Source organism: Clostridioides sp. ZZV14-6153 (genome assembly GCF_020657855.1).
In the GTDB taxonomy this organism is placed as follows: Bacteria; Bacillota; Clostridia; order Peptostreptococcales; family Peptostreptococcaceae; genus Clostridioides.
On the sequence record NZ_JAGWCZ010000020.1, the window covers coordinates 33771 to 54250 of the forward strand.

The 20480-nt window shown below is 27.8% G+C and carries 22 protein-coding genes; 1 reads left to right on the top strand and 21 read right to left on the bottom strand.

Annotated elements, in window-relative coordinates:
• Positions 1-14: 14 nt before the first annotated feature.
• The 5 genes from KGF46_RS17695 to KGF46_RS17715 all read right to left on the bottom strand — a co-directional run bounded on the left by KGF46_RS17695 (position 15) and on the right by KGF46_RS17715 (position 4957).
• A complete protein-coding gene (locus tag KGF46_RS17695; RefSeq protein WP_227862211.1) occupies positions 15-446 on the bottom strand; it encodes a hypothetical protein in 432 nt (143 codons plus the stop codon).
• A 142-nt stretch (positions 447-588) separates the two neighbouring features.
• Complete coding sequence (locus KGF46_RS17700) at positions 589-1401, bottom strand: MerR family transcriptional regulator (protein WP_227854805.1); 813 nt, start codon at positions 1399-1401, stop codon at positions 589-591.
• 81 nt (positions 1402-1482) lie between these two features.
• A complete protein-coding gene (locus KGF46_RS17705; RefSeq protein ID WP_227828624.1) occupies positions 1483-2895 on the bottom strand; it encodes a potassium/proton antiporter in 1413 nt (470 codons plus the stop codon).
• 474 nt (positions 2896-3369) lie between these two features.
• The gene (locus tag KGF46_RS17710; protein WP_227842926.1) at positions 3370-4278 is read right to left on the bottom strand and encodes a DUF2268 domain-containing protein; all 909 of its coding nucleotides are present in this window, start codon (positions 4276-4278) and stop codon (positions 3370-3372) included.
• Positions 4279-4552: 274 nt separating this feature from the next.
• Positions 4553-4957 (bottom strand): pyridoxamine 5'-phosphate oxidase family protein, encoded by a 405-nt coding sequence (locus tag KGF46_RS17715; protein WP_227828622.1) that lies wholly within the window; start codon positions 4955-4957, stop codon positions 4553-4555.
• Between the two features lie 231 nt (positions 4958-5188).
• Between KGF46_RS17715 and KGF46_RS17720 the strand changes: the two genes are divergently transcribed.
• Positions 5189-5515 carry a winged helix-turn-helix transcriptional regulator gene (locus KGF46_RS17720; RefSeq protein ID WP_227828621.1) on the top strand — a complete coding sequence of 109 codons (327 nt, stop codon included), beginning with the start codon at positions 5189-5191 and terminating at the stop codon, positions 5513-5515.
• 117 nt (positions 5516-5632) lie between these two features.
• Here KGF46_RS17720 and KGF46_RS17725 read toward each other — a convergent pair whose 3' ends face one another.
• The 16 genes from KGF46_RS17725 to KGF46_RS17795 form a co-directional block, all read right to left on the bottom strand.
• Positions 5633-7435: a glycerophosphodiester phosphodiesterase gene (locus KGF46_RS17725; protein WP_227850639.1), complete on the bottom strand. Its 1803-nt coding sequence runs from the start codon at positions 7433-7435 to the stop codon at positions 5633-5635.
• Between the two features lie 206 nt (positions 7436-7641).
• Positions 7642-8091 (bottom strand): acetyltransferase, encoded by a 450-nt coding sequence (locus KGF46_RS17730; RefSeq protein WP_227839115.1) that lies wholly within the window; start codon positions 8089-8091, stop codon positions 7642-7644.
• Between the two features lie 168 nt (positions 8092-8259).
• Positions 8260-8673, bottom strand: a complete 414-nt coding sequence (locus KGF46_RS17735; RefSeq protein ID WP_227842924.1) for a YmaF family protein — start codon at positions 8671-8673, stop codon at positions 8260-8262.
• Between the two features lie 116 nt (positions 8674-8789).
• Positions 8790-9656, bottom strand: a complete 867-nt coding sequence (locus tag KGF46_RS17740; RefSeq protein ID WP_227828617.1) for a pentapeptide repeat-containing protein — start codon at positions 9654-9656, stop codon at positions 8790-8792.
• 86 nt (positions 9657-9742) lie between these two features.
• Complete coding sequence (locus KGF46_RS17745) at positions 9743-9964, bottom strand: DUF116 domain-containing protein (RefSeq protein WP_227842922.1); 222 nt, start codon at positions 9962-9964, stop codon at positions 9743-9745.
• A gap of 130 nt (positions 9965-10094) precedes the next feature.
• Positions 10095-10517 carry a hypothetical protein gene (locus KGF46_RS17750; protein WP_227828615.1) on the bottom strand — a complete coding sequence of 141 codons (423 nt, stop codon included), beginning with the start codon at positions 10515-10517 and terminating at the stop codon, positions 10095-10097.
• Positions 10518-11091: 574 nt separating this feature from the next.
• Positions 11092-11331 carry a hypothetical protein gene (locus KGF46_RS17755; protein ID WP_227828614.1) on the bottom strand — a complete coding sequence of 80 codons (240 nt, stop codon included), beginning with the start codon at positions 11329-11331 and terminating at the stop codon, positions 11092-11094.
• A gap of 100 nt (positions 11332-11431) precedes the next feature.
• Positions 11432-11776 (bottom strand): zinc ribbon domain-containing protein YjdM, encoded by a 345-nt coding sequence (locus tag KGF46_RS17760; RefSeq protein WP_227828613.1) that lies wholly within the window; start codon positions 11774-11776, stop codon positions 11432-11434.
• A gap of 1118 nt (positions 11777-12894) precedes the next feature.
• The gene (locus KGF46_RS20160; protein ID WP_255614783.1) at positions 12895-13017 is read right to left on the bottom strand and encodes a hypothetical protein; all 123 of its coding nucleotides are present in this window, start codon (positions 13015-13017) and stop codon (positions 12895-12897) included.
• Between the two features lie 52 nt (positions 13018-13069).
• The gene (locus KGF46_RS17765) at positions 13070-13504 is read right to left on the bottom strand and encodes a helix-turn-helix domain-containing protein (RefSeq protein ID WP_227828612.1); all 435 of its coding nucleotides are present in this window, start codon (positions 13502-13504) and stop codon (positions 13070-13072) included.
• A 337-nt stretch (positions 13505-13841) separates the two neighbouring features.
• Complete coding sequence (locus tag KGF46_RS17770) at positions 13842-14474, bottom strand: ketohydroxyglutarate aldolase (RefSeq protein ID WP_227828611.1); 633 nt, start codon at positions 14472-14474, stop codon at positions 13842-13844.
• A gap of 106 nt (positions 14475-14580) precedes the next feature.
• Entirely contained in the window at positions 14581-15477 is an 897-nt protein-coding gene (gene dapA, locus KGF46_RS17775) for a 4-hydroxy-tetrahydrodipicolinate synthase (protein WP_227828681.1), read from the bottom strand.
• A 4-nt stretch (positions 15478-15481) separates the two neighbouring features.
• Positions 15482-16084 (bottom strand): SIS domain-containing protein, encoded by a 603-nt coding sequence (locus KGF46_RS17780; protein ID WP_227828610.1) that lies wholly within the window; start codon positions 16082-16084, stop codon positions 15482-15484.
• A 63-nt stretch (positions 16085-16147) separates the two neighbouring features.
• Positions 16148-17419, bottom strand: a complete 1272-nt coding sequence (locus KGF46_RS17785; protein WP_227839123.1) for a PTS ascorbate transporter subunit IIC — start codon at positions 17417-17419, stop codon at positions 16148-16150.
• A gap of 27 nt (positions 17420-17446) precedes the next feature.
• Positions 17447-17734 (bottom strand): PTS sugar transporter subunit IIB, encoded by a 288-nt coding sequence (locus KGF46_RS17790; RefSeq protein WP_227828608.1) that lies wholly within the window; start codon positions 17732-17734, stop codon positions 17447-17449.
• Positions 17735-17749: 15 nt separating this feature from the next.
• The gene (locus KGF46_RS17795) at positions 17750-19831 is read right to left on the bottom strand and encodes a BglG family transcription antiterminator (protein WP_227862212.1); all 2082 of its coding nucleotides are present in this window, start codon (positions 19829-19831) and stop codon (positions 17750-17752) included.
• Between the last annotated feature and the right edge of the window lie 649 nt (positions 19832-20480).

The window sequence follows — 20480 nt, forward strand, 5'->3', positions numbered from 1 at the left end:
CTTACATATAAGCCTTATACACTGCAAATATACTTAACTATATCTATACTTCCATTTAACCCCATATATACATTGCTAAATAATCCATTTATTTCTAATCCTATTTCCAAATCCAACATATATATAGAGAGAGAAACTCTTTCTCTTAGTGCCAACTTCATAAGAGCATCAATTATATAATAATTATACCCTATTTCTTCAAAATCAAATAAGGTATCACTTAATTGTTCTAGATATGTCCTCTCCTTTTTACTTAGTGCTATTTTTATATGTTTTTTATTTTCACTTACAAAATATTCACTTGCAATTATTATTTCTTTATTGTAACTCATTATAATTAATAGTGCCCTTAAAAACTTATTTTCTTGTATAAAATACTTATCTTTTACTTTATCTAAATCCCAAAATACATCAAGGATACTATGTGGAGACTCTATATCCATCATTTTAGGAAAACTATCTATTTTAAAATACCTTTCATTTAGTATTATCTTGTCAGTTCTATCTAAATCTATATATGATAAAAATAAGGTCTATCTTTTTATTTAGACAGACCTTACTTAATTACTTATATATTATTTTAATTTATTATAAAATATGTTTCACAGGTATCTGGATTTCTGTTAACCATTCTTCTTCATTTTCTTTATTCCATATACCATCTATATAAGATTCCCTAAAATGCCCTATTACTTCATATTTATTATCTTGTATCCATTTAAATGCATCTGCATAAGTTTTTCCTAATGTTGAATATGGCCCATTATGCAATATACAAACTGCATTTTCAACTTCGTCTATTTCTTTAAATTTTAATAAATCCGTGTCTTCTTTTAGGTCATTTATCGCTTGACACATCTCAACATCCATATCTGTTTCTCTATATTCACCATCATGATATATATTGAAACAATAGTCTGGAACCATACATGTGCATCCTGATTTCATCATTTCTCCAGCCATTACGTTTGGAAACAAATTGAAAAGCTCATCATAATTCTTTAATACTTTTCTCATAGAAGCAATTTTAACTTTTGGTAGGGACTTAATAATTACATTATTCATATCGACTTCTCCTTTTAAGTTTTTAAGGTAATTACGTAGTTTAATAAGCTTATATTCTTCATTCCTCATTACATCTAATATATCTTTTTCTTTGTTTATTAAAATCTTTTCCACCTCTTCAGGCTTTTCTATTATTTCTTTTATTTCAACTAGTGATAGGCCCATTTGTTTTAAGGTGATTATTTGATGCAATTTTGGTAATTGTTCTGTTGTATAGTATCTGTATTTTGTAAATTCGTCTACGTATTCTGGTTCTAACAGCCCTATATCTTCATAATACCTTAGTGTCTTTGTAGTTATTTTATTTATTTTAGAAAACATTCCTATAGAAAACATCTCATCACCTGCGCATTAGATTTGATTAATTTAAGTTTAAACCTTACCCTTAGGTTAAAGTCAATATTAAATAAATTATAATTATATTAATTCTTCAATTCTGTCTCCACTTAATACTAAAGTATCCCCTCTTTTTATAACAGTTGACCCTTTAGGTACTAAAACCTGCTCTTTTCGTTTTATCATAACTATTAATATGTCCTCTGGTATATTAGAATCCATTATACTCTTGTCAGCCCACTTACTATCATCGTCTATATTTACTTCTATAAGTTTAGAACTAATTTCACCATCATAGTCATTAAATGTTTTTAATACAGGTGTATTATCATCAACCAAGTCTAACTTCCTTGCTACAGTTGGTATCAACGTACCTTGTAGTCCTACTGAAAGTAACGCTATGAAAAATATTATATGAAATATATCATTCTCTATGACTACTCCTTGAGTAACTGCATAAATTGCAAAAACTACTGACGCAGCACCTCTAAGACCTACCCATGATATAAACAATTTTTCTTTGTTTGAAAATTTAAATTTTGCTAGAGTTATAAATGTGGCTAATGGTCTTGCAATAATTATCATAAATATAGATATGGCTATTGCTATACCAAATACACTTGGTAGTTTTGAAGGGAAGGATAACAATCCTAACATAAAGAATAACATTATTTGCATAATCCATGAAATTCCATCAAAGAAATGAACTAGACTCCTTTTATGAGGTATCTTACTATTACCTATAATAATACCTGAAATATATACACTTAAATATCCATTTCCTCCAACATACTCACTAAGTGCATAAGAAAGTAACGCAATAGCTGTAATAAATATAGTATAAAATCCTTCTATTTCAAAATTTGAATTTCTCAAAATATAAACAGATAATTTTGCCAATATAAATCCTATTGCCAATCCAAAAGTTATTTGTTTTATTACCATTGGAATAATAAGTTCTACTCCAGAATTATTCATCAATGTCAAAATAATTAATGTTAACATATATGCTATTGGGTCATTACTTCCACTTTCAACTTCTAATAATGAAGCAAGAGAACCTTTTAAGTTTAGTTTTTGAGAACGTAATACAGCAAATACAGATGCAGCATCTGTTGAAGCTGCAATTGCTCCAATTAACAAACCTTCAAATAAACTAGTTCCTATTACCATGTAACAAAAGATACCTGTAACACCTGCTGTAATTATTACGCCTAATGAAGACATCAGTATAGAAGGTACTGCAACTGGTTTAGCCATGTTCCAGTTTGTTCCAAATCCTCCAAAAAACATTATAAATATCAATCCAATAGAACATAATTGCTTTGTTAACTCATAGTTATCAAAATAGATTCCTACCATTCCATCAGACCCAAATAACATGCCCAATAAGATAAAAATCAATAATATTGGTACTCCAAATTTATATAATACCTTGCTTGAGGTTATACAAATCAATAGCACTAATCCACTTATAATCATCAATTCTGTCATAGCATCATCTCCATTTCATATAAATTTTACAGATTAAATTATATCTGTAATTATACTGCTTCTTTAAGTATAAATATGATATAAGTTATATTGTACAAAGTGTAATTAAAATTTAACAATCTATTAAAAATTGAGTATTGTACTCAATTTTATATATTTACTTTAATTATATTCATTTAATCTTTATAGTTTGAATTTTATTTAATTAATATTTCATTTTTCAGTCGATTATTTAGTGTATTTCATATTTTTATAGTAAATTTACAGGTAACTATGAAATACATAATATTTAGATAAGTAATAAGAAACTAGCATGTAGTATTAGATACACTAGATATGAAATCTTCAAAATTTTATCATTGAAATATTTCTTTATATATATTATTGTATATTTCTTACAAATCATTGTCAATTTATTTTTCTCAAAAATAGAATAATTGCATAATCTTTTTTTAGATTATGCAATTTATAGATTTAATCCCAAAACTCCCTTATTACCTCTATAATTTCACTATATGGTAATAATGTAGCCTCCACTATTGACTTGTTTGTTTTTTCTAAATAATACTTAATCATATAGTAACCACAGGCATACCCTGCGCAATAAGGTAGTCCTACTGGAAAATATCCTTGCATTTTAGCTATATCATCACCATAAAGATATGATATTATATTTTGAAATCCAGTTTCCTTTAAGCCACTTTTAATTATTGGCTTTATATAGGTATTCAGTGTTTCAAGGTCAGTCTTACTAACCCAAGGTCCTACCATATCATCTCCAAACATCCATGTTGCAAAGTTTTCTGCAAGACCTTCATTTATCATCATTTCTTCCAAAGTTATGTCATTGCTCCATTTTATAAATTGAAATCGAATATTGTGATTACATTCATGCGCTAGTGCTACTGGTAACCTATTAATAGTGTACTCATTTGGAACTATTGATAAAAATATATATCCTGGAATTCCACCATCACCAAAATATCCATCACTTAATATTGTATAAGGGCTTTCTGGATTTGCTAATAATATTGAAAATTTATACTCCTCAGTATTCAATTTATATCCCTCTTTTATAAAAGACTTTAGGGAATTTTCAATAGTTTCTTTACACCTGTTCCAAAGCTTGTCATTAGATAAAATATTTATGCTATTTATTTGATTTTCATTAATATCTCTTGGAGATAAAACCCCCATCATATCACTTGCCATAATTACATCATATCCACCTTCTTGTTTTGCAGTGATTGGAACGTTTATACACTTCCATTTAAACTCAAAAGGTTTCATCAATTCATATCTGTATATATCCTCTTTCTTATTTATAGGTGCATTAATTATTTTTTTATATATTTTATCTGAGCGTACCTCTATAATATTCATTTTTATCATCTCCTTTAAAATAAAGTATATAGAATTACGTAGCGTCAATGTCAATATATAAACTTATACAAATAAATAAGAGAATCATTTAATTTCATATAATATGACTCTCTTGTTTATTTGTAATGTGATGGATTCGTATAATATTTTTAAACATTTATCTTTTTATTAGAATTAATTATGTTAAAGCAAGGATAATATTATCATCTAACTTAAATTCTATTTTAATGTTGTTAGAATAATATTGTTAGCTATTAGCATTAATTTTTTTGTATTAAATACTATATTCTTTTGGTGGCTCCCCTGAAAAATCTGAGATTACAGCCTTAGCATCCTCAAGATAAAAGATTTCAAAAGTAGGATTCTCTTCATTCTTATAGATTGATTTAACAAGCTCACTAGATTCAATTATTTTTTTCTTTATATCCTTATTATCTGAGAATATGACTTTTCCACATAGTCTTATCCAAGCAAATTCAGGAGTTGATGTAGTTATTTCTACATATGGACTTTTTTTAACTTGTTTAAATACATCTTTTTCATTACTTGTACAAAAATATAATTTCCCACATTCTTCAATCATAAATTGGAATGGGCGAACTTTTGGCTTTCCATCAGTTCCTATTGTTGCAAAATATTGAACTGGATTTTCCTTTAAAAACTTTACTACTTCATTCATTTCATCTACCCCCTAAAATAATTTGTTGTATTTTTTATTTCTTTAATAATATAATAAACTCATTAGTATCTACTGTATAGTAAGCACTTTAAAGTACTATAGTTACCTAATAGAAACTATTGGTATATTTCATTTTTAAATACTTATATATTTAAAATAAATTTTTATGCATATTACCTAAAATGATATAATACTTTAAAGAGGATTATTAAAGAAAGGATGTTATGATTTATGAAAAAAGATTTACCTGAATGTCCTGTAGAGATTACTTTACAACTCATCAGTAATCGATGGAAGGTATTAATTATACGAGAACTATTAGATGGTACTAAAAGGTTTGGTGAAATCAAAAAATCTATTGGAAACATAACTCAAAAAGTTTTAACATCAAACTTAAGGTCTATGGAAGAAAGTGATTTAGTAACTAGAAAAGTTTATCCAGAAGTTCCTCCAAAGGTAGAATATACCCTAACGGAAACTGGTTATAGTCTTGAACCAGTTCTAAATTCAATGCATGAATGGGGAAATGATTACAGACATAAAGTTATTAACAAATAAAAATAACCGTATCGCTTCACTATGATACGGTTATTTAAAATATTGTAAAATAAATATATTATTTTACAATTTGCACATTTTTAGTCTAATATACTTCAATTATATCTTTATAAGAATCTACCTAAATAAATAATTAGCTACTCTATTTATAAATCCATTTTTCTGCCAATAAATTACATCATCTACTAAAAATGGATTATCTGTAATTATACTATCTACATTTAAATTAATCATTTTTTTCATTAATTTACTACTATTAATAGTCCATACAAAAACTTGTTTTCCTTTTTGATGTATGTTATCTACTACTTTTTTGTTTATAAATGTGGACTCTATTCCATATATATCAACATAGTCCCAGTCATAAAAATTCCCATATGCAACTGCTGTTAAATAACAAGTTACCATATTGGGATTTAATTTTTTAACCCTCTTTAATACATTTTTATTCATTGATGCTACAACACATTGACTATCTAGTCTATTTGATTTAATTAGCTCTAATACTCTTTTTTCTACATCAGTTTTTTCATGACCATTAAACTTTATTTCTATTAGCAATTTTATTTTCCCCTTAGAATACTTCATTGCCTCATCAAGAGTTGGTATTTTCTCTCCAGCAAAATCTGACCTAAAATGACTTCCTGCATCATATGTCTTAATTTCATCATAATCTACTTCCCAAACATTTTTATCTACACCAGTGACTCTTTCAAAATTAGAATCATGAAATAAAATCAACTCTTCATCTTTAGTTTCTTGAACATCAATTTCAGCATATTCAGCTTGAGTTATAAAGGTTTCTTTAAATGCTGCTATAGTGTTTTCTGGAGCAACCAACGCTGAAACCCTGTGAGCCGTTGCTGTTGTGTTATAAAAAAATGAAGTATTAAATAAAATATCATTGTTTAAAGAGTACATCATTGACTCAATATGTAGGACAAATAAAATTACTACTATTTTCAAAGTAACTTTTAATACTGCCCCTATTGAGTTTTTTTGTTTTTCTAGATTCTTTTTATAGACACGAATGTCATTATATTCATAATAAAATGCAGAAATAAATCCAGTACTAATTATAAATATAGCTATTGATGAAATAAATGCTGCATAATCATTAAACATAATACATCTACTAATAAATATATCTTTTAAAAAGTTTGCATTGGTGTAATTTTTAGTCCATATTCCTATCAATATAATAATAACATGATAAATTATATACCCTATGACAGTAACTATTAGAGACAATCCTAAAGAATAAAGTATTAATTTTATTGCTTTTCCTTTTGTAAGGCTAGCACTTTTATTTCTTGCTTCTTTAAAACTATTTGTATTTAGAGTTACTTCATGTATACTAAAAATCCACCTAATAACTGATACATATAATATTAAAATTAAAACTATATAAATTATATTTAGAACAATATTAGAACTTATATAATCCAATATATATTCAGGAAGTTTTATTTTCCCTATAAAACCTGAGGTTAAGGCTATATTCGTTAATGGAACTATTAGTAATACAAACACAAATAATAATATATTTTTAGGATTCAATATGTTTATAGATTTTTTTAAGGATAATTTAATAAGTTTAAACAAAGTAATTTTTTCAGAAATTCGTGATTTATCAAAACAAATAATTACTGAAGTAAATTCAAAAAACATATAAAATGCCAATATTATAATTGACAGTATAGCTAATATTATTGATAGAGGATTCGTTAATATTTCTCCTATGTTATCAGTACTTAAATACACTATATTTGCACTTTTCATAGAACTACTTAATACAAATTTAATTGATGGTAATATAATCAACAAAGCTAATCCTTTATGAAATAACTCAAATAGAATTAATGTACTCCAGTTATATTTCACCAATTTTATAAAATTATTTAAAATTCTCTTTTTCATGATATCCCCTTAATCTTTTTATTATATTTTAACCTGTAAATAACTTAAATATATATTATCTTTTAATAATTTATAATTTAATATCTTACAAATTATTCTATTTACGACTATTCACAAATAAAAAAAGCACTTTCTTCTTCTTAAAAAAGTGCTTTCTACTATTAACTTGTATTTGCTTATATATTTAATATAGTACTAAATCTATACTAACCTAGTTTCATATGTAATATTGGATATGGATTCCCTTGCCCATCTATTTCAGACCTATCAAACTCTTTAAACCCTAAGTGAGTATAAAATCCCACTGCTTTTTTATTTTGTTCATTTACATCAACATATTTTATATTGTATTTATTTATGGCATATAATATTAGTTTTTTTCCAATACCATTACTCCTATATTCACCTTTTATAAATAACATTTCAATTTTATCTTTATCTATTCCCATAAAGGCTTTAATCATATTATCATCTTTTACACAAACCATAGTTTCTACTTGTGTCAAACCAATTTTAACTAATGGCTTCAAAGATTCAATATCTTTTTCTATTAAAAAATCATGTGTTGCTCTTACTGATGATTCCCAAACTTGTAACATCTCTTGAAATTCTTTTGCACTTCTTTGTTTCATTTCAAAAACTATTTCAGAACTCATAATAATCTCCTCTCCATAATTAATATTCTTTTTTATCAAAGATAGAAATTATAAAGGACTATGAAAGTTAATATCATAGTCCTCATTAAATTTAAATATTATCTCTAATACACTTTTATAATTTACATACTTACATTTAATAAATTTACTACAATAATTTACCTTAGTTTATACTAAAGGTGCTTCTATTTGAGTAGTAAAAAGGAATTTATGGCAGTGGCCATCATTAACAGTAGTATTTCCACATACTAAATGAACATGCTTATTAGTTCCTGGTATATTAATTGCTGGACCTGTTGTAACACATATCTTGTGGAAATGGTCAAGAAAATCTACATTATCATTTATTTTATGAACATGATTTGTTCCACCATTTATTGGTATAACTTCACCTGTAACTCCTGCAGCACGATGATTATGTCTATCGTCACATTCTTCTGCTAATTTAACACTTTCTGAGTATTCATGAACATGTGTCATTTCTTCATAGTCATTATAACACTTATTACATTTATTACATTTATTATATTTATAATCCTCATACATATAATCTTTTTCACATTTACAATTTTGATAACTCATTTTTATATCTCTCCTATTATATTATATATTAAGAAATTCCTCTAAAGAACCTCTAATATATACTATGAACTGGAGTCAAAAAAGTTCATATTTTGTAAAGTTATGTAATAATTTAATTATTTATCCCAGTATTTAGGACGTACTAGTATCTCTGGTAACTTTGTATTAGAATCTCCCTTTGCAGTATTAATCTGTAATTGTGTAAGGAATACACTATTTTTAAGATTTGCCCCTCTAATATCGCAGTCTCTTAAATCTGCTCCTATCAAATTAGCACCACTTAAATCTGTCTCCCTTAGATTAGCTGCTATAAGAAATTTACCTTTTAAATCTGCTCCTATTAAATTTGTTTTTCTAAGGTCAGCTCCTATTAAATCCATACTTTTACTTAATTTTTTCTTATTTTTAAAATTGGAACTCTTTACAAAAGATTTGACTTTTTCTAATACAGAGTCACTAGCCTGTGACAATAATGAATTAACCTTTGCTCGATGTGATATTATATCTAAATCTATTAGTTGTTCTGGACTCATATTAGTTATCTTATCAGTTTCTTCAATTATTAGATTAAGTTTTTCTTTGGTTGCATCAGATATATCTAATGTAGATGCTTCTTTAAGATACCATAACATTTCATGTAACTGCCTCATAACTAAAAATACTTCAAACATCTGGTTTGCTAACTCTGGCTCTTGTATCCAGTTTTTTCCTTTGTATGTTACTTGAGCTACCCTTTGACCTGAACCAAAGCAATCATATGTAGTACAACCTCTAAATCCTTGCCTTCTAAGATTTTTATGTACAGAACATTTAAAATCTGATTGTAAGTTAGTACATGGTTTACCTGATTCCTTATTAACAGGAAAGTCTTCTGAAGCAGAGAAATAAAGGGCCACACAACAAAGTCCAAAACACTTTTCACAGTCAATTTTTAAACTTTCAAATAGTTGATTATTATATTTATCTTTATGTATAGCTTTCATATCTATTCTCCTTTTGTTTTTGCATTTTATAAATTAATATTTATTAATAAGTCATTTTTAAACTATTTGTACAAAATTACTTCTTCTTAATTATAAGTTAAAGTGTCCTTTATTCCAATAGTATACAGTAATCTATCAACGTTAATATCTGTAACAATACCTTTTTCATGCCAATGATTTTTGCATCCACAATAATCTAATACTACACATTGAGGAACAAATCCAAAATTTTTCACTTTCCATCCTCCAGATATAAGGTTAAGTACGCATGCTACACCAATTATACCTACATCCTCAACATCTACCATTTGTTTTGTAAAAGCAGTCTTTTTTCTTTTGCATTCAAAAATTCTTCTATATAGCACCTATTAATTATTTCAGCTCCAACCATATTTTTAACCTCTTGACTTCTTGATTAAATTCTCCTGTAGCTGATAACTAATCAATTAGTTTTCTAAAGTTTTTCAGTGTTAAATCTATATTATTTCTATACTCTTTATTCAAAAATATCGTTGCTAAAATTCCTCTACAAAAATCTGCTGTTCTTTTTAGATTGTTTTTTTCCCTTAATTTGGATAGTTTTATAAGCATACTTTTCGGTATTTTCTTTAATGTTATTGATTTATTTATATATATTTTCCATAATAAACCTAAGACTAATAGTTCAAGTACATATTCTATATTACTTCTTACACATTCTATCTCATTTTGATATATAAACGCTCTAAATTCTTCTGTATATATACCAGTAGATTTGGAAACTTTATCTATTACTTGATTGGTAAAAAGTGATACATCTTTATAATATTTATTAGAACTTTCCTCTCTTTCGCATAACGAATAAATTACTATCTCTCTCATATAACCCTCCTATATGTTAGATTTGATTATACTTCTAACATACATTTATTTTTTATTTTAGACTTAACCTATATCCTAAAATATCTTTAAATATTTTGATTATTTTTTAGTAAATAACTCCTTAGTCAATATTAGCTATATTTTAAAATTTATTAAAAATATGGTTATAATTTTTTATTTTAATGAATTTAAAATAAAGTAATTTTTTGAAGATACTTAGTTCTAGTATATTAGGATTTTCTTATTTATATTTATCTTATCACATCTTAATAAAAGTAATTGCTCTTTTCCACGCCTGATTATAATTTTGTTTATAATATAATTTTATGTTACATTTTTAAATTGTATTATTTTAAATTTTGCCTTGATTTTTATCTACATATCTTATACATACAATATCTTATAAATCCAGATAAAAGCGATAATAGTATATTAAGGAGGACAGGTAAAATATTTAGAACCCCCATTGAAAAATAATCTATTACACTCACACAAGAAAATATATAAATTATCCTTTAAAAATCTATAAGCTAAATTTGCCACAAAAAAAGAAAGAAATACTAAGATTTCTTTCTTAACCAATAATATATTCTAGTAATGTACCTTTTTCTATATGCTTATCCATTTCTAATCTTTCATTTGGGTCAAATGTTATCCATAACTTTACTTCACCATTTTTATCACATCCAGCTACTGCTTCTCCATCTTCACTATCTTCACAGCATCTGTACACTATAGGTACTACTTTTTTCATTTCTTCCATTACTTTATTTACATAGTAATCTTGTTTTTCACCTTTTAAAAAATAACACATAAGCTACCCTCCTAATGAATTTTCACTACATTAAAATCTTAAATTTATATCTGTACAATAGCTATATAGATTATTTCATAAATACCACAAATTTTTTATACTATGCTTTTTTGACAACAGAAGACTTTAGTTTCATAGCTCCAAAACCATCTATTTTACATTCTATATCATGCCCATCAGATGGGTCATGAATTAAACGTATACTTTTTGCTTTTGTTCCTATCTTTATAGAGGATGAACTTCCTTTTACTTTAAGGTCTTTTATTACTGTTACAGCATCTCCATCATTTAACACATTTCCATTTGCATCTTTAATAATGTCTGTATCTTCTTCTGCATCTAATCCTAATGTCCACTCATGAGAGCATTCTGGACAAACTAGAAGCGTTCCATCTTCATAAGTATATTCTGAATTACATTTCGGGCAATTTGGCAAATTTTCCATATTTATATGTCCTCCATTTATTATTTTTAATTTTATTTTTAAATATATAAAATTTCTTTTGAGCCTATATGATACCACATTATACTTATATTGACAAATACAGCCCTATACTTAGAAAAGTAAATATCTCTTTTTAATACTTACCTATTGTAGTTAAGTTTATAAAAGAAAAAACAGTCAATCTGTCATACTCAACCGCTTTTAAAAATAAAATTTATTTTTTATCAATCAATATTTCAATATCATTACAGGATTGCTCTAATTCATTTACACTTAGATAATATTGTAAATAGAATTGTCTAATTGCTTCTTCTGATGGCTTAGTATAAATTTTTTCACTTCCTAATACAATTTTTTATAAAATACAATCCAACGAAGATATACTTCTTTGTCCAGCTCGAATGCTAAAGGTGTGGCTATTGTTGATTTACCTAATGCTATAACTTCAAAATTTATTGACATTATTACAAAACTTCAATTTGTAAAGTTGATTTCTTTTAATTTAGGCACTAGGTTTGATTTATTGCAAACAAAACTTGATTCATTTTATACATAGGATAGAATTTATTGTTTCTTAACCATAATTTTCTGATATTTATCTAAAATTTGCCTTCTTTTAATGAAATTATATCATAACTTGAACTTTAAATCAGTCCTTTTCTAAATAGAAAAAATAAGATAAAACCATTGAAATTATGTACAAAATAATAGAAAATCATATACATTTAAATATACTATTTACAGTGTTTTGTAGTAACTCTACAAGTCCGATTGACCATTGCTATTTTTATTTTTTTGATTCTTATTTATGTTATATACTATACACATAAATACTGTATCTATTACTTATAATATAGTTCTCTGTTATACTTTTAAAAGTACTTCCTTCACTAAAAAATAACCACATAAGTAATTATCTTATATGGTCTATGTTAATTATTCATTATTATAAAGTTTTATTTTTAAATATCCTACAGTAGATATACTAAAATTGTTTAATAAATTTAATAAAATACTTTTCTCCCTGGCTCAATTTATAATCATTTAATATAGCATAACCTGTTCCTATAGTCTCATCACAATTTTCTAATTGCATATATATAAATTTATTTTCTTTCTTATTCAACACTTGAAAAGTAAGTGTTTATACCTAGATAATTAGTATCTAATATAGCATAAGAAAATAATCCTAATCTAATCCTGTTATCTATTAATGCCTTAAAAATTTCTATTGGACTCATTTCATATACCTTATCTTGCAAATCTATAGGTTTAACCTTTTTAAAATTTAATTTATTCTATCTCTTCTTTTACATATTCCAGTATATAACTAATTCCCATACCTATAAAACTACCAACTACCCCCCACATAAAATTATCTGTTACAAATCCAATTGATATACCAATTATAAAACCACCTATAATTAAATTATCTGATGGGTCATTTTCTTCCTCATTTTTATCATAATCTGTGATATTATCAGTAGGTAATTTACTTGCTACAATCGTATCTTCAACTTCAGTTTTATTTTCATTAACTATTAAATCATCTAAAGTTACATTAAATAGATTTCTTAATAATATTAGATTTTCTATATCTGGATATGTTTTATTAGATTCCCATTTTGATATAGCTTGCCTAGATACATTTAGCATTTCAGCAAGTTGTTCTTGTGATAAATTTCTTTCTTTTCTTAGTCTTTTTAAATTTTCCCCCAAGTTCAACATAATCACCTCATCTCAATTTAAATTATATTTATCTATTGGTTTATTCACAAGACTTATATGGTTGCATCTTGTTAACTATTAGTTGCATTGCTAGATTTATCTACATTTCAAATAATAAAATTATAAATAATAAACCGTATCACTTACTTGTAATATGGTTATCTGTTACACCTATTAGGATATTTTATTTTCTATGTATTGTTTTATAAAATCTAGTAGAGCACCTCCTACAGTGAGGAAGAGGAATTTCTCCTTGTATATTAAAAATAAGCTACTCTACATAAAAAAGAAAGCTGTTACACATCAATTTATAATTGTTCATGCAACAGCTCCAACTTTAAGCTTCTCTTGTATTTTTAATTATTTCACGAATCTTTCTAGCATTTTCAGCAATATCTTCAACGCTACCTTTGGTTAATAACCCACCAAATCCACACACATCAACACCATTTTCCAACCATATATGTAAGTTATCAAGAGTAATTCCACCACTTGCCAATATCGGCATATCAGGTATTGGTGTCTTGAATACCTTCACTAGTTTAGGTCCATAGAAATCTGATATTGGAAAAGCTTTGATAAAGGTAGCCCCTAAACTCAATGCATCTACTGCTTCTGTCAATGATGTACACCCTGGTGCGTAAGGAATTTGATATCTATTACAAGTTTTTGCTACACCTTCATTGTAATTCGGTGCAATAATGAACTGAGCTCCATGTAAAATGGCATGACGAGCTGTTTCGCTATCCAAAACTGTTCCTGCTCCTACACAAAGTACTTTACCATACTTCTTGCTAAGCCCTTGAACAATTTCCCCAGCATTATTCAAGGTATAACTCATTTCTATAACTGGTACTCCACCTTTAATACAGCCTTCAGCAATCTCACATGCACGCTCAAGTGTTTCCGCCCTTACAATTGCTAGAGCTCCACATTCTACCATTTTTTTGGTTATATTCATCTTTTTCATATCGTTCACCTCTGTATTCATTAAAGCGTTTTAATCTCTATTTAATTTATTAATATTGCTTATAAGACATGTATTCTCTACACATTAACATAATTGCCTGCTCTATTTATAACACTTTATTAAACATTGCTATATAATTTTCAACTACTTGCTTAATTTCTTCAAGTACTTCTCTAGTTGGCTCAGTTACAGGAAGTCGTGCAGGTCCAACATTAATTCCATTTAAGACAACAGTTTTCTTTATAACAGATGGGATAGTCCCAAATTTTAGAATACGACGAAGTTCTTCAATACTATTTTGAGCTTTTTGAGCTGCTTTTAAATCACCCTTGATAAAGTTATCATAAATAGCAATATCAATCTCTGTTAGAAAATTTGCTGTGGCTGCAACAGCACCTTGCCCACCAGATTTCAAGGTGTCAAGAATAAGTGAATCTGAGCCTGAAAATACACTGAAGTCTTCATTCCTAGTTATTTCAATATAAGCTTTTATATTATCAAGCTTACCACTACTATCCTTTATTCCAACAATATTCTTTACCTTAGATAATTCACATACTGACTCAGGTTCAATATTAATTCCTGTCTTACCTGGCATGTTATACATCATAATTGGTAAGTTAACTGCCTTAGCAATAGCTTTATAATGTAAAATTAATTCCTGTTGTGTTGGAGCCACAAAGTATGGCGTAATAATCGATAATGCACTTGCACCTATGTCTTCCATTCTCTTAGATAAATTTATAACTTCACGAGTTGAATTGCCACCAGTACCAACAAAAACTGGTACACGATTATTAGTATGATTGATAACAATTTTTGCAAATTCAACCTTTTCATCATCTGTAAGTACATGACATTCACCATTAGTTCCTAAAATAAATAATCCATAGATTCCTCTATCAATTAGATAATCAATCAACTCACATGTTGCATGTGGATTGATATTTTGATTTTCATCAAATGGCGTTATCATTGCACATATAATACCTTTATATTTCATAAAATTACATTCCCTCTCTAATAGACTTTCCAAGACTTCCTCCTGGGTGCCACTTCAAATACTGCTGTGCATCAAGACCTTTAGCGTACTGAAGTGCAACACTTAATGATTGTAATACTATAGTTTCAGCAAGAATTGACGCACGAGGAGCCTTATTAAGGCAATCGCCTTCCTGTTTAACACCTGCAAATAAAAATATATCAGAAGAATTTTTTAAGTATGAATCAACATTGCCACTTACACCAATTATTTTTGCTCCATTTGCTTTTAATGTTTCAACAGTTGCTTTTAATTCTTTAGTTTCACCACTATTAGATATTGCAATAACAACGTCACCCTCAAGTACTTGACCACTTGACCCATGTACTGCTTCTGTACCATGCAATATATATGCTGGTGTCCCAGTTGAAGAAAGCAATGAGGAAATATATCCTGATACATGGCCTGGCTTACCAATACCAGTTACATGCACACGTCCATGATTCCTTTCTGCTTCGAAAATTAAATCACGTGCTTTGTTTATAGATACTTCATCTATTGAAGCAATGAACGTCGCAACTTCATTAGATAGATTCTCTAGAAATACAGGTAATGTATTTTCTACCATAGATTTATCCTCCTTAAAATTATAATGGTAATACCTATTGTCCTTGTATAATATTAATATGTCTTAGATAGGTTTTATAAATTGTAAAATATTATGTAATATTGAACCAACCACGTTATAATCAATGTTAGGGAAAGTTGCACCTTCTATACCAAGTGTCCCATAAACTGGATATAGTATAACTGGTAAGAATGCAAGAAATAATCCTACAACGAATGAGCCAACAATAGCTCCTCTCCATCCACCTGATGCATTACCAAATACTGCAGCTGTACCACCTGAAAAGAAACATATATGAGCGGCTGGAATAATTACTACAGGGAATATATTAGGAAGTGATGCCATAATAACAATTGCTAATAGACCAGCAGCATATGCTGAAATAAATCCGATAATAACTGCATTTGGTGCGTATGGAAATACTGTTGGTACATCTAATGCAGGACGTGAACCTGGAATATATTTTTCTGAAATAATTACGAATGCTGCAGTTATTTCAGCCAAGAACATACGAACACCTGACATTAATATTGACATACCAGCTACGAATGTAAATGCTTCTATAAGAGGGAACACCAACCAGTGTGTTGAGCCAGCAAGTTCCTGAGTAAATGCGTGACCAGCTTTTAATGTTGCTACATAGAATAAGATTAGCATAACTATAGACAGACCCATTAAGAAATCTCTGAATATTGATAACCACTTAGGAAATTTAATCGTTTCTGTTGTTTCTTCTTTATGCTTTGAAAATAAACGACCAATATAACCTGATAAACCATAGCCAATCATGTTGAAGTGACCAATAGCTTGTTCATCCCCACCTGTTAGTTCACGCATAAATGGTTGACAGAATTGAGGTAATGCAGCAGACATAAATCCTAAGATAGTACCACCTACTAAAATAGTAATTGTATTATCGAATCCATGTGCTTTCATAATCAAAACTAATACACAAGAAAAGAATAAACTATGACCTGTTGTAAAGAAAATATTTTTGAATCTTGTAATACGTGCAAAAACTAAGTTTAATATGAATCCAAGAATCAATGTACATGAAACTGCAAAACCATATGTACCTTGTGCAAGTGCAGTAGCTGCTTCTGGTGAAGCTATAACACCTGTAATTCCAAAACCTTGTTGGAATAATTTATTGAAGTTCTGTAATGCTCCAGTCATAGCTGAAGCACCAATACCAAATATCAAGAAACCTATAAGTGTTTTTGAAGCTCCAGTAAATACTTCAACAGCTGGTTTCTTTTGAAGAATCAATCCTATAAATGCAACTACACCAAGTAAAACAGCTGGTGTACTCAATAAACTAATAATAAACTCCATAAATAGCCCTCCTTATTCTATTAAATTTTATTTTTCTTTCGATGCAAGAAATTTTTCTAATGCCGTTTTAATTTCATTACGGTCAACAATATTGTGAATTCCAATTATATCAAATTTCAAATCTTTATTTTTTAACTCTTCAGCAACATCAATTAATGTTTCTACAGCATCTCCATTGAATCCATTTAATGAGTCTAATGAACCATGCTCTACTTCAATTGGAAAATTATTTTCCTTAATAATTTGTTGAGTCTTTATTTTTAACATCAAACTTGAGCCAACTCCTGCTCTACATGCGATTAAAATTTTATACATAATTAAATCCCCCTTTTATAATTCGTGTTTTTTTATAAAATCAATAATTTCATTGGCTTCCTTAGCATTATCTAAAACTCTAAAGAATTCCTCTTCTTCCAATAATTCAACTAACTCAGACATAGCACGTAAATGACTATTATTATCTATTGCACTTAAGCAAAATACATATTTTACAGGGTCATTATCATCATTTCCAAACTCAATAGGATTTTCTAAAGTAGCAATCCCTATTGCAATTTCTTTTGACCCTGCTTCTGGTCTAGCATGTGGAAGTGCCACATGTTTTGTAATTACTATGTATGGTCCAGATACCTTTGCTGAGTTAACCATAGCATCGACATAGTCTTCAGTTACTTTATTATTTTCAACTAAGACAGAAGCTGACTGTCTAATAGCCTCCTCCCAATCTTTAGCTTTTATCCTTAGTTTTATTAGTGTTTCATTAGTAATGTCACTTAGCATAGGTCCTTCTCCTTCCTTAGACGTAAAATTTTCTATCTGTGTAAAATAAGCTAATAACTCACTTGAAAGCATACTCTCAGAAGTTACTTTTGCATATTTTTTTATTATATCCATAACCTCATCTATTTTAGGTTGCCTTAAAAAAATATCACCCAATTGAATGTACACTTCACGTGTAACCTTATATTTTTCTTTTGGGGTCATAACAGGACTAACTTTAATTACTGGAACGTCTGTTTTTAAACCCTCTGCCTTATAATTAGTAGTAAACACAATGTCTACAGATTCACTGATATTTTCCAACTCAGAGGATTCTAATATTGGTAGAAAATGCAAATCAGGGAACAAGCTTGTCAGTTCTGCATGTAAAATAGCTGAACTACCAACACCATTTGAACAAACTATCAATGCTCTCCTTTTTCTAGGTCCATCAAACTCTTTTTTATCTGAGAAAAGGGTTGCAAAATGCATAGTTAAATACGCTAATTCCTCTTCTTGAATGTCTTCTCCAAATAGCCCACAAAACTCTTTCATTGCATTACTCACAATTCTGTAAACTAATCTATATTCTTCTTTTACCTTTTCACAAATTGGATTATAAATAGGCAATTTAAATAAAAGTCTGTAATAGGCTGGTCTAAAATGAGAATATAGTCTCTTAAATATTTTTTCTTGGCTTATATAATAAACTCCACTTAAATATCCAAACTTTGTCATCATTTTATTTACAATTTTTGAAATAACAGCTCTATCTTCTGTATCTTCTTCATCATTTCCTACTGATATACCTAAAATCCAAGCACTAATATACATTATATTATGAGATTTTATCTTCTCTTTACTCTCATATACTTCTAATAGTTCCCTAGCAAATTTGTATTCCTTCATCGAACTCATGACTGCAATATTAGGAATATCTATATTTTCTTGAATAACTATTCTATTTGAATACATTCTTGCTTTTAGAAAGATAAAGATATATATGAACTCTATTAATCTATCTTCAACAAAAGTAATTTCATATTTTTTTACAAGCTTTAATATAATTTTTTTAGCTTCTTCAAAACTATCTAACTTATACTCTTCAATAAAAATATCAAATACTCTTGAACTTTTCTCATTAGATAGCGTTTCTATAATGTTTTTAATAAGTACTCTTCTAATTTCCATCTCATTCCCGACTAAGTAATATCCGTTTATACGATTGTTCTTAACTTTAATGTTCTTTTTCTCAAGCCCTGGTATCAAATCTTTAAAATCAAGATTTACAGTAGACCTACTTACTTTTATAGAATCTATAAAATGATTAATTGAAATATCCTCCAGATTAATAAAAAGCATTAAATACATATATAAAATTCTTTCTGTTTTGCTAAAGTAGTAAGTATTCTTAGAATAGTTTTTTTCTAGGATTTCTTCAATTGCATCTTTTGTATCTTTTTTAACAATAATATCTTTATCAGCTCTTAAATATATAAGTGGTACTTTTTTTACTTTAAGTATGTCATTGATTTTATTTATTCTATAAGTAATTTGCCTCTTTGATGCATTAGATTCTTCTTGTAGTTCATCAGCTGTAATCAATGTGCTATTTAATAAAATCTGAAGAATTGATACAATTTCTTTGTCCACTTCTATTAATCCCTACTTTCTTATTAAGATTAGTCTTTATATTATCGCTGGATTTTCATCACCTCCACAATATTTATTTTATTTGATAATTTTAGCCTTTTCAATTTCATTTAAGTCTAACTTTTGTTTTAGATTAAGACAAAAATTAAACTTATCTAAAATACAAACTATAGTACAAGTATATATTCTATACATAAAATACATAAAAAAAGAGTTTCTTAAATAAAGGAACTCAAGAAAAATTAGATTTAAAGAAATAAAAATCACATCAATTTTACATAAATTATTACACCTAAAATGGCACATCAATTCAAATTAATGTGCCTTATTTAGCTAAATTTTCTTTCTTATATAGTAGTCTATACTTATCTATTTCATTCTTTTAAGTGTTTCTTCTAAAGAAATACACTCTGCATATCTTCCATTCCATATAAATTCATTGTAGTATTTATATGATTGTTCTGCTGACATAAATGAATTGCCAACAGTTGTATTTGCATAAGCTGGAACTATTATAGTGAACTACCATCCACTTAACTACCTACAGTAATGTTTGAAGTGGTGGCTTCTTGGTCAAGATAACTATTGTTATCAGTATCTCCAAGCTATTAGGCTAGTTCCTAACCCTTATGATTACCATTTATATGGC

Excerpts from the sequence above, each read along its gene's own strand:
- KGF46_RS17695 (WP_227862211.1), bottom strand. The coding sequence starts at position 446 with ATGATGGATATAGAGTCTCCACATAGTATCCTTGATGTATTTTGGGAT.
- KGF46_RS17700 (WP_227854805.1), bottom strand. The coding sequence starts at position 1,401 with ATGTTTTCTATAGGAATGTTTTCTAAAATAAATAAAATAACTACAAAG.
- KGF46_RS17705 (WP_227828624.1), bottom strand. The coding sequence starts at position 2,895 with ATGACAGAATTGATGATTATAAGTGGATTAGTGCTATTGATTTGTATA.
- KGF46_RS17710 (WP_227842926.1), bottom strand. The coding sequence starts at position 4,278 with ATGAATATTATAGAGGTACGCTCAGATAAAATATATAAAAAAATAATT.
- KGF46_RS17715 (WP_227828622.1), bottom strand. The coding sequence starts at position 4,957 with ATGAATGAAGTAGTAAAGTTTTTAAAGGAAAATCCAGTTCAATATTTT.
- KGF46_RS17720 (WP_227828621.1), top strand. The coding sequence starts at position 5,189 with ATGAAAAAAGATTTACCTGAATGTCCTGTAGAGATTACTTTACAACTC.
- KGF46_RS17725 (WP_227850639.1), bottom strand. The coding sequence starts at position 7,435 with ATGAAAAAGAGAATTTTAAATAATTTTATAAAATTGGTGAAATATAAC.
- KGF46_RS17730 (WP_227839115.1), bottom strand. The coding sequence starts at position 8,091 with ATGAGTTCTGAAATAGTTTTTGAAATGAAACAAAGAAGTGCAAAAGAA.
- KGF46_RS17735 (WP_227842924.1), bottom strand. The coding sequence starts at position 8,673 with ATGAGTTATCAAAATTGTAAATGTGAAAAAGATTATATGTATGAGGAT.
- KGF46_RS17740 (WP_227828617.1), bottom strand. The coding sequence starts at position 9,656 with ATGAAAGCTATACATAAAGATAAATATAATAATCAACTATTTGAAAGT.
- KGF46_RS17745 (WP_227842922.1), bottom strand. The coding sequence starts at position 9,964 with ATGGTAGATGTTGAGGATGTAGGTATAATTGGTGTAGCATGCGTACTT.
- KGF46_RS17750 (WP_227828615.1), bottom strand. The coding sequence starts at position 10,517 with ATGAGAGAGATAGTAATTTATTCGTTATGCGAAAGAGAGGAAAGTTCT.
- KGF46_RS17755 (WP_227828614.1), bottom strand. The coding sequence starts at position 11,331 with ATGTGTTATTTTTTAAAAGGTGAAAAACAAGATTACTATGTAAATAAA.
- KGF46_RS17760 (WP_227828613.1), bottom strand. The coding sequence starts at position 11,776 with ATGGAAAATTTGCCAAATTGCCCGAAATGTAATTCAGAATATACTTAT.
- KGF46_RS20160 (WP_255614783.1), bottom strand. The coding sequence starts at position 13,017 with ATGAGTCCAATAGAAATTTTTAAGGCATTAATAGATAACAGGATTAGA.
- KGF46_RS17765 (WP_227828612.1), bottom strand. The coding sequence starts at position 13,504 with ATGTTGAACTTGGGGGAAAATTTAAAAAGACTAAGAAAAGAAAGAAAT.
- KGF46_RS17770 (WP_227828611.1), bottom strand. The coding sequence starts at position 14,474 with ATGAAAAAGATGAATATAACCAAAAAAATGGTAGAATGTGGAGCTCTA.
- dapA (WP_227828681.1), bottom strand. The coding sequence starts at position 15,477 with ATGAAATATAAAGGTATTATATGTGCAATGATAACGCCATTTGATGAA.
- KGF46_RS17780 (WP_227828610.1), bottom strand. The coding sequence starts at position 16,084 with ATGGTAGAAAATACATTACCTGTATTTCTAGAGAATCTATCTAATGAA.
- KGF46_RS17785 (WP_227839123.1), bottom strand. The coding sequence starts at position 17,419 with ATGGAGTTTATTATTAGTTTATTGAGTACACCAGCTGTTTTACTTGGT.
- KGF46_RS17790 (WP_227828608.1), bottom strand. The coding sequence starts at position 17,734 with ATGTATAAAATTTTAATCGCATGTAGAGCAGGAGTTGGCTCAAGTTTG.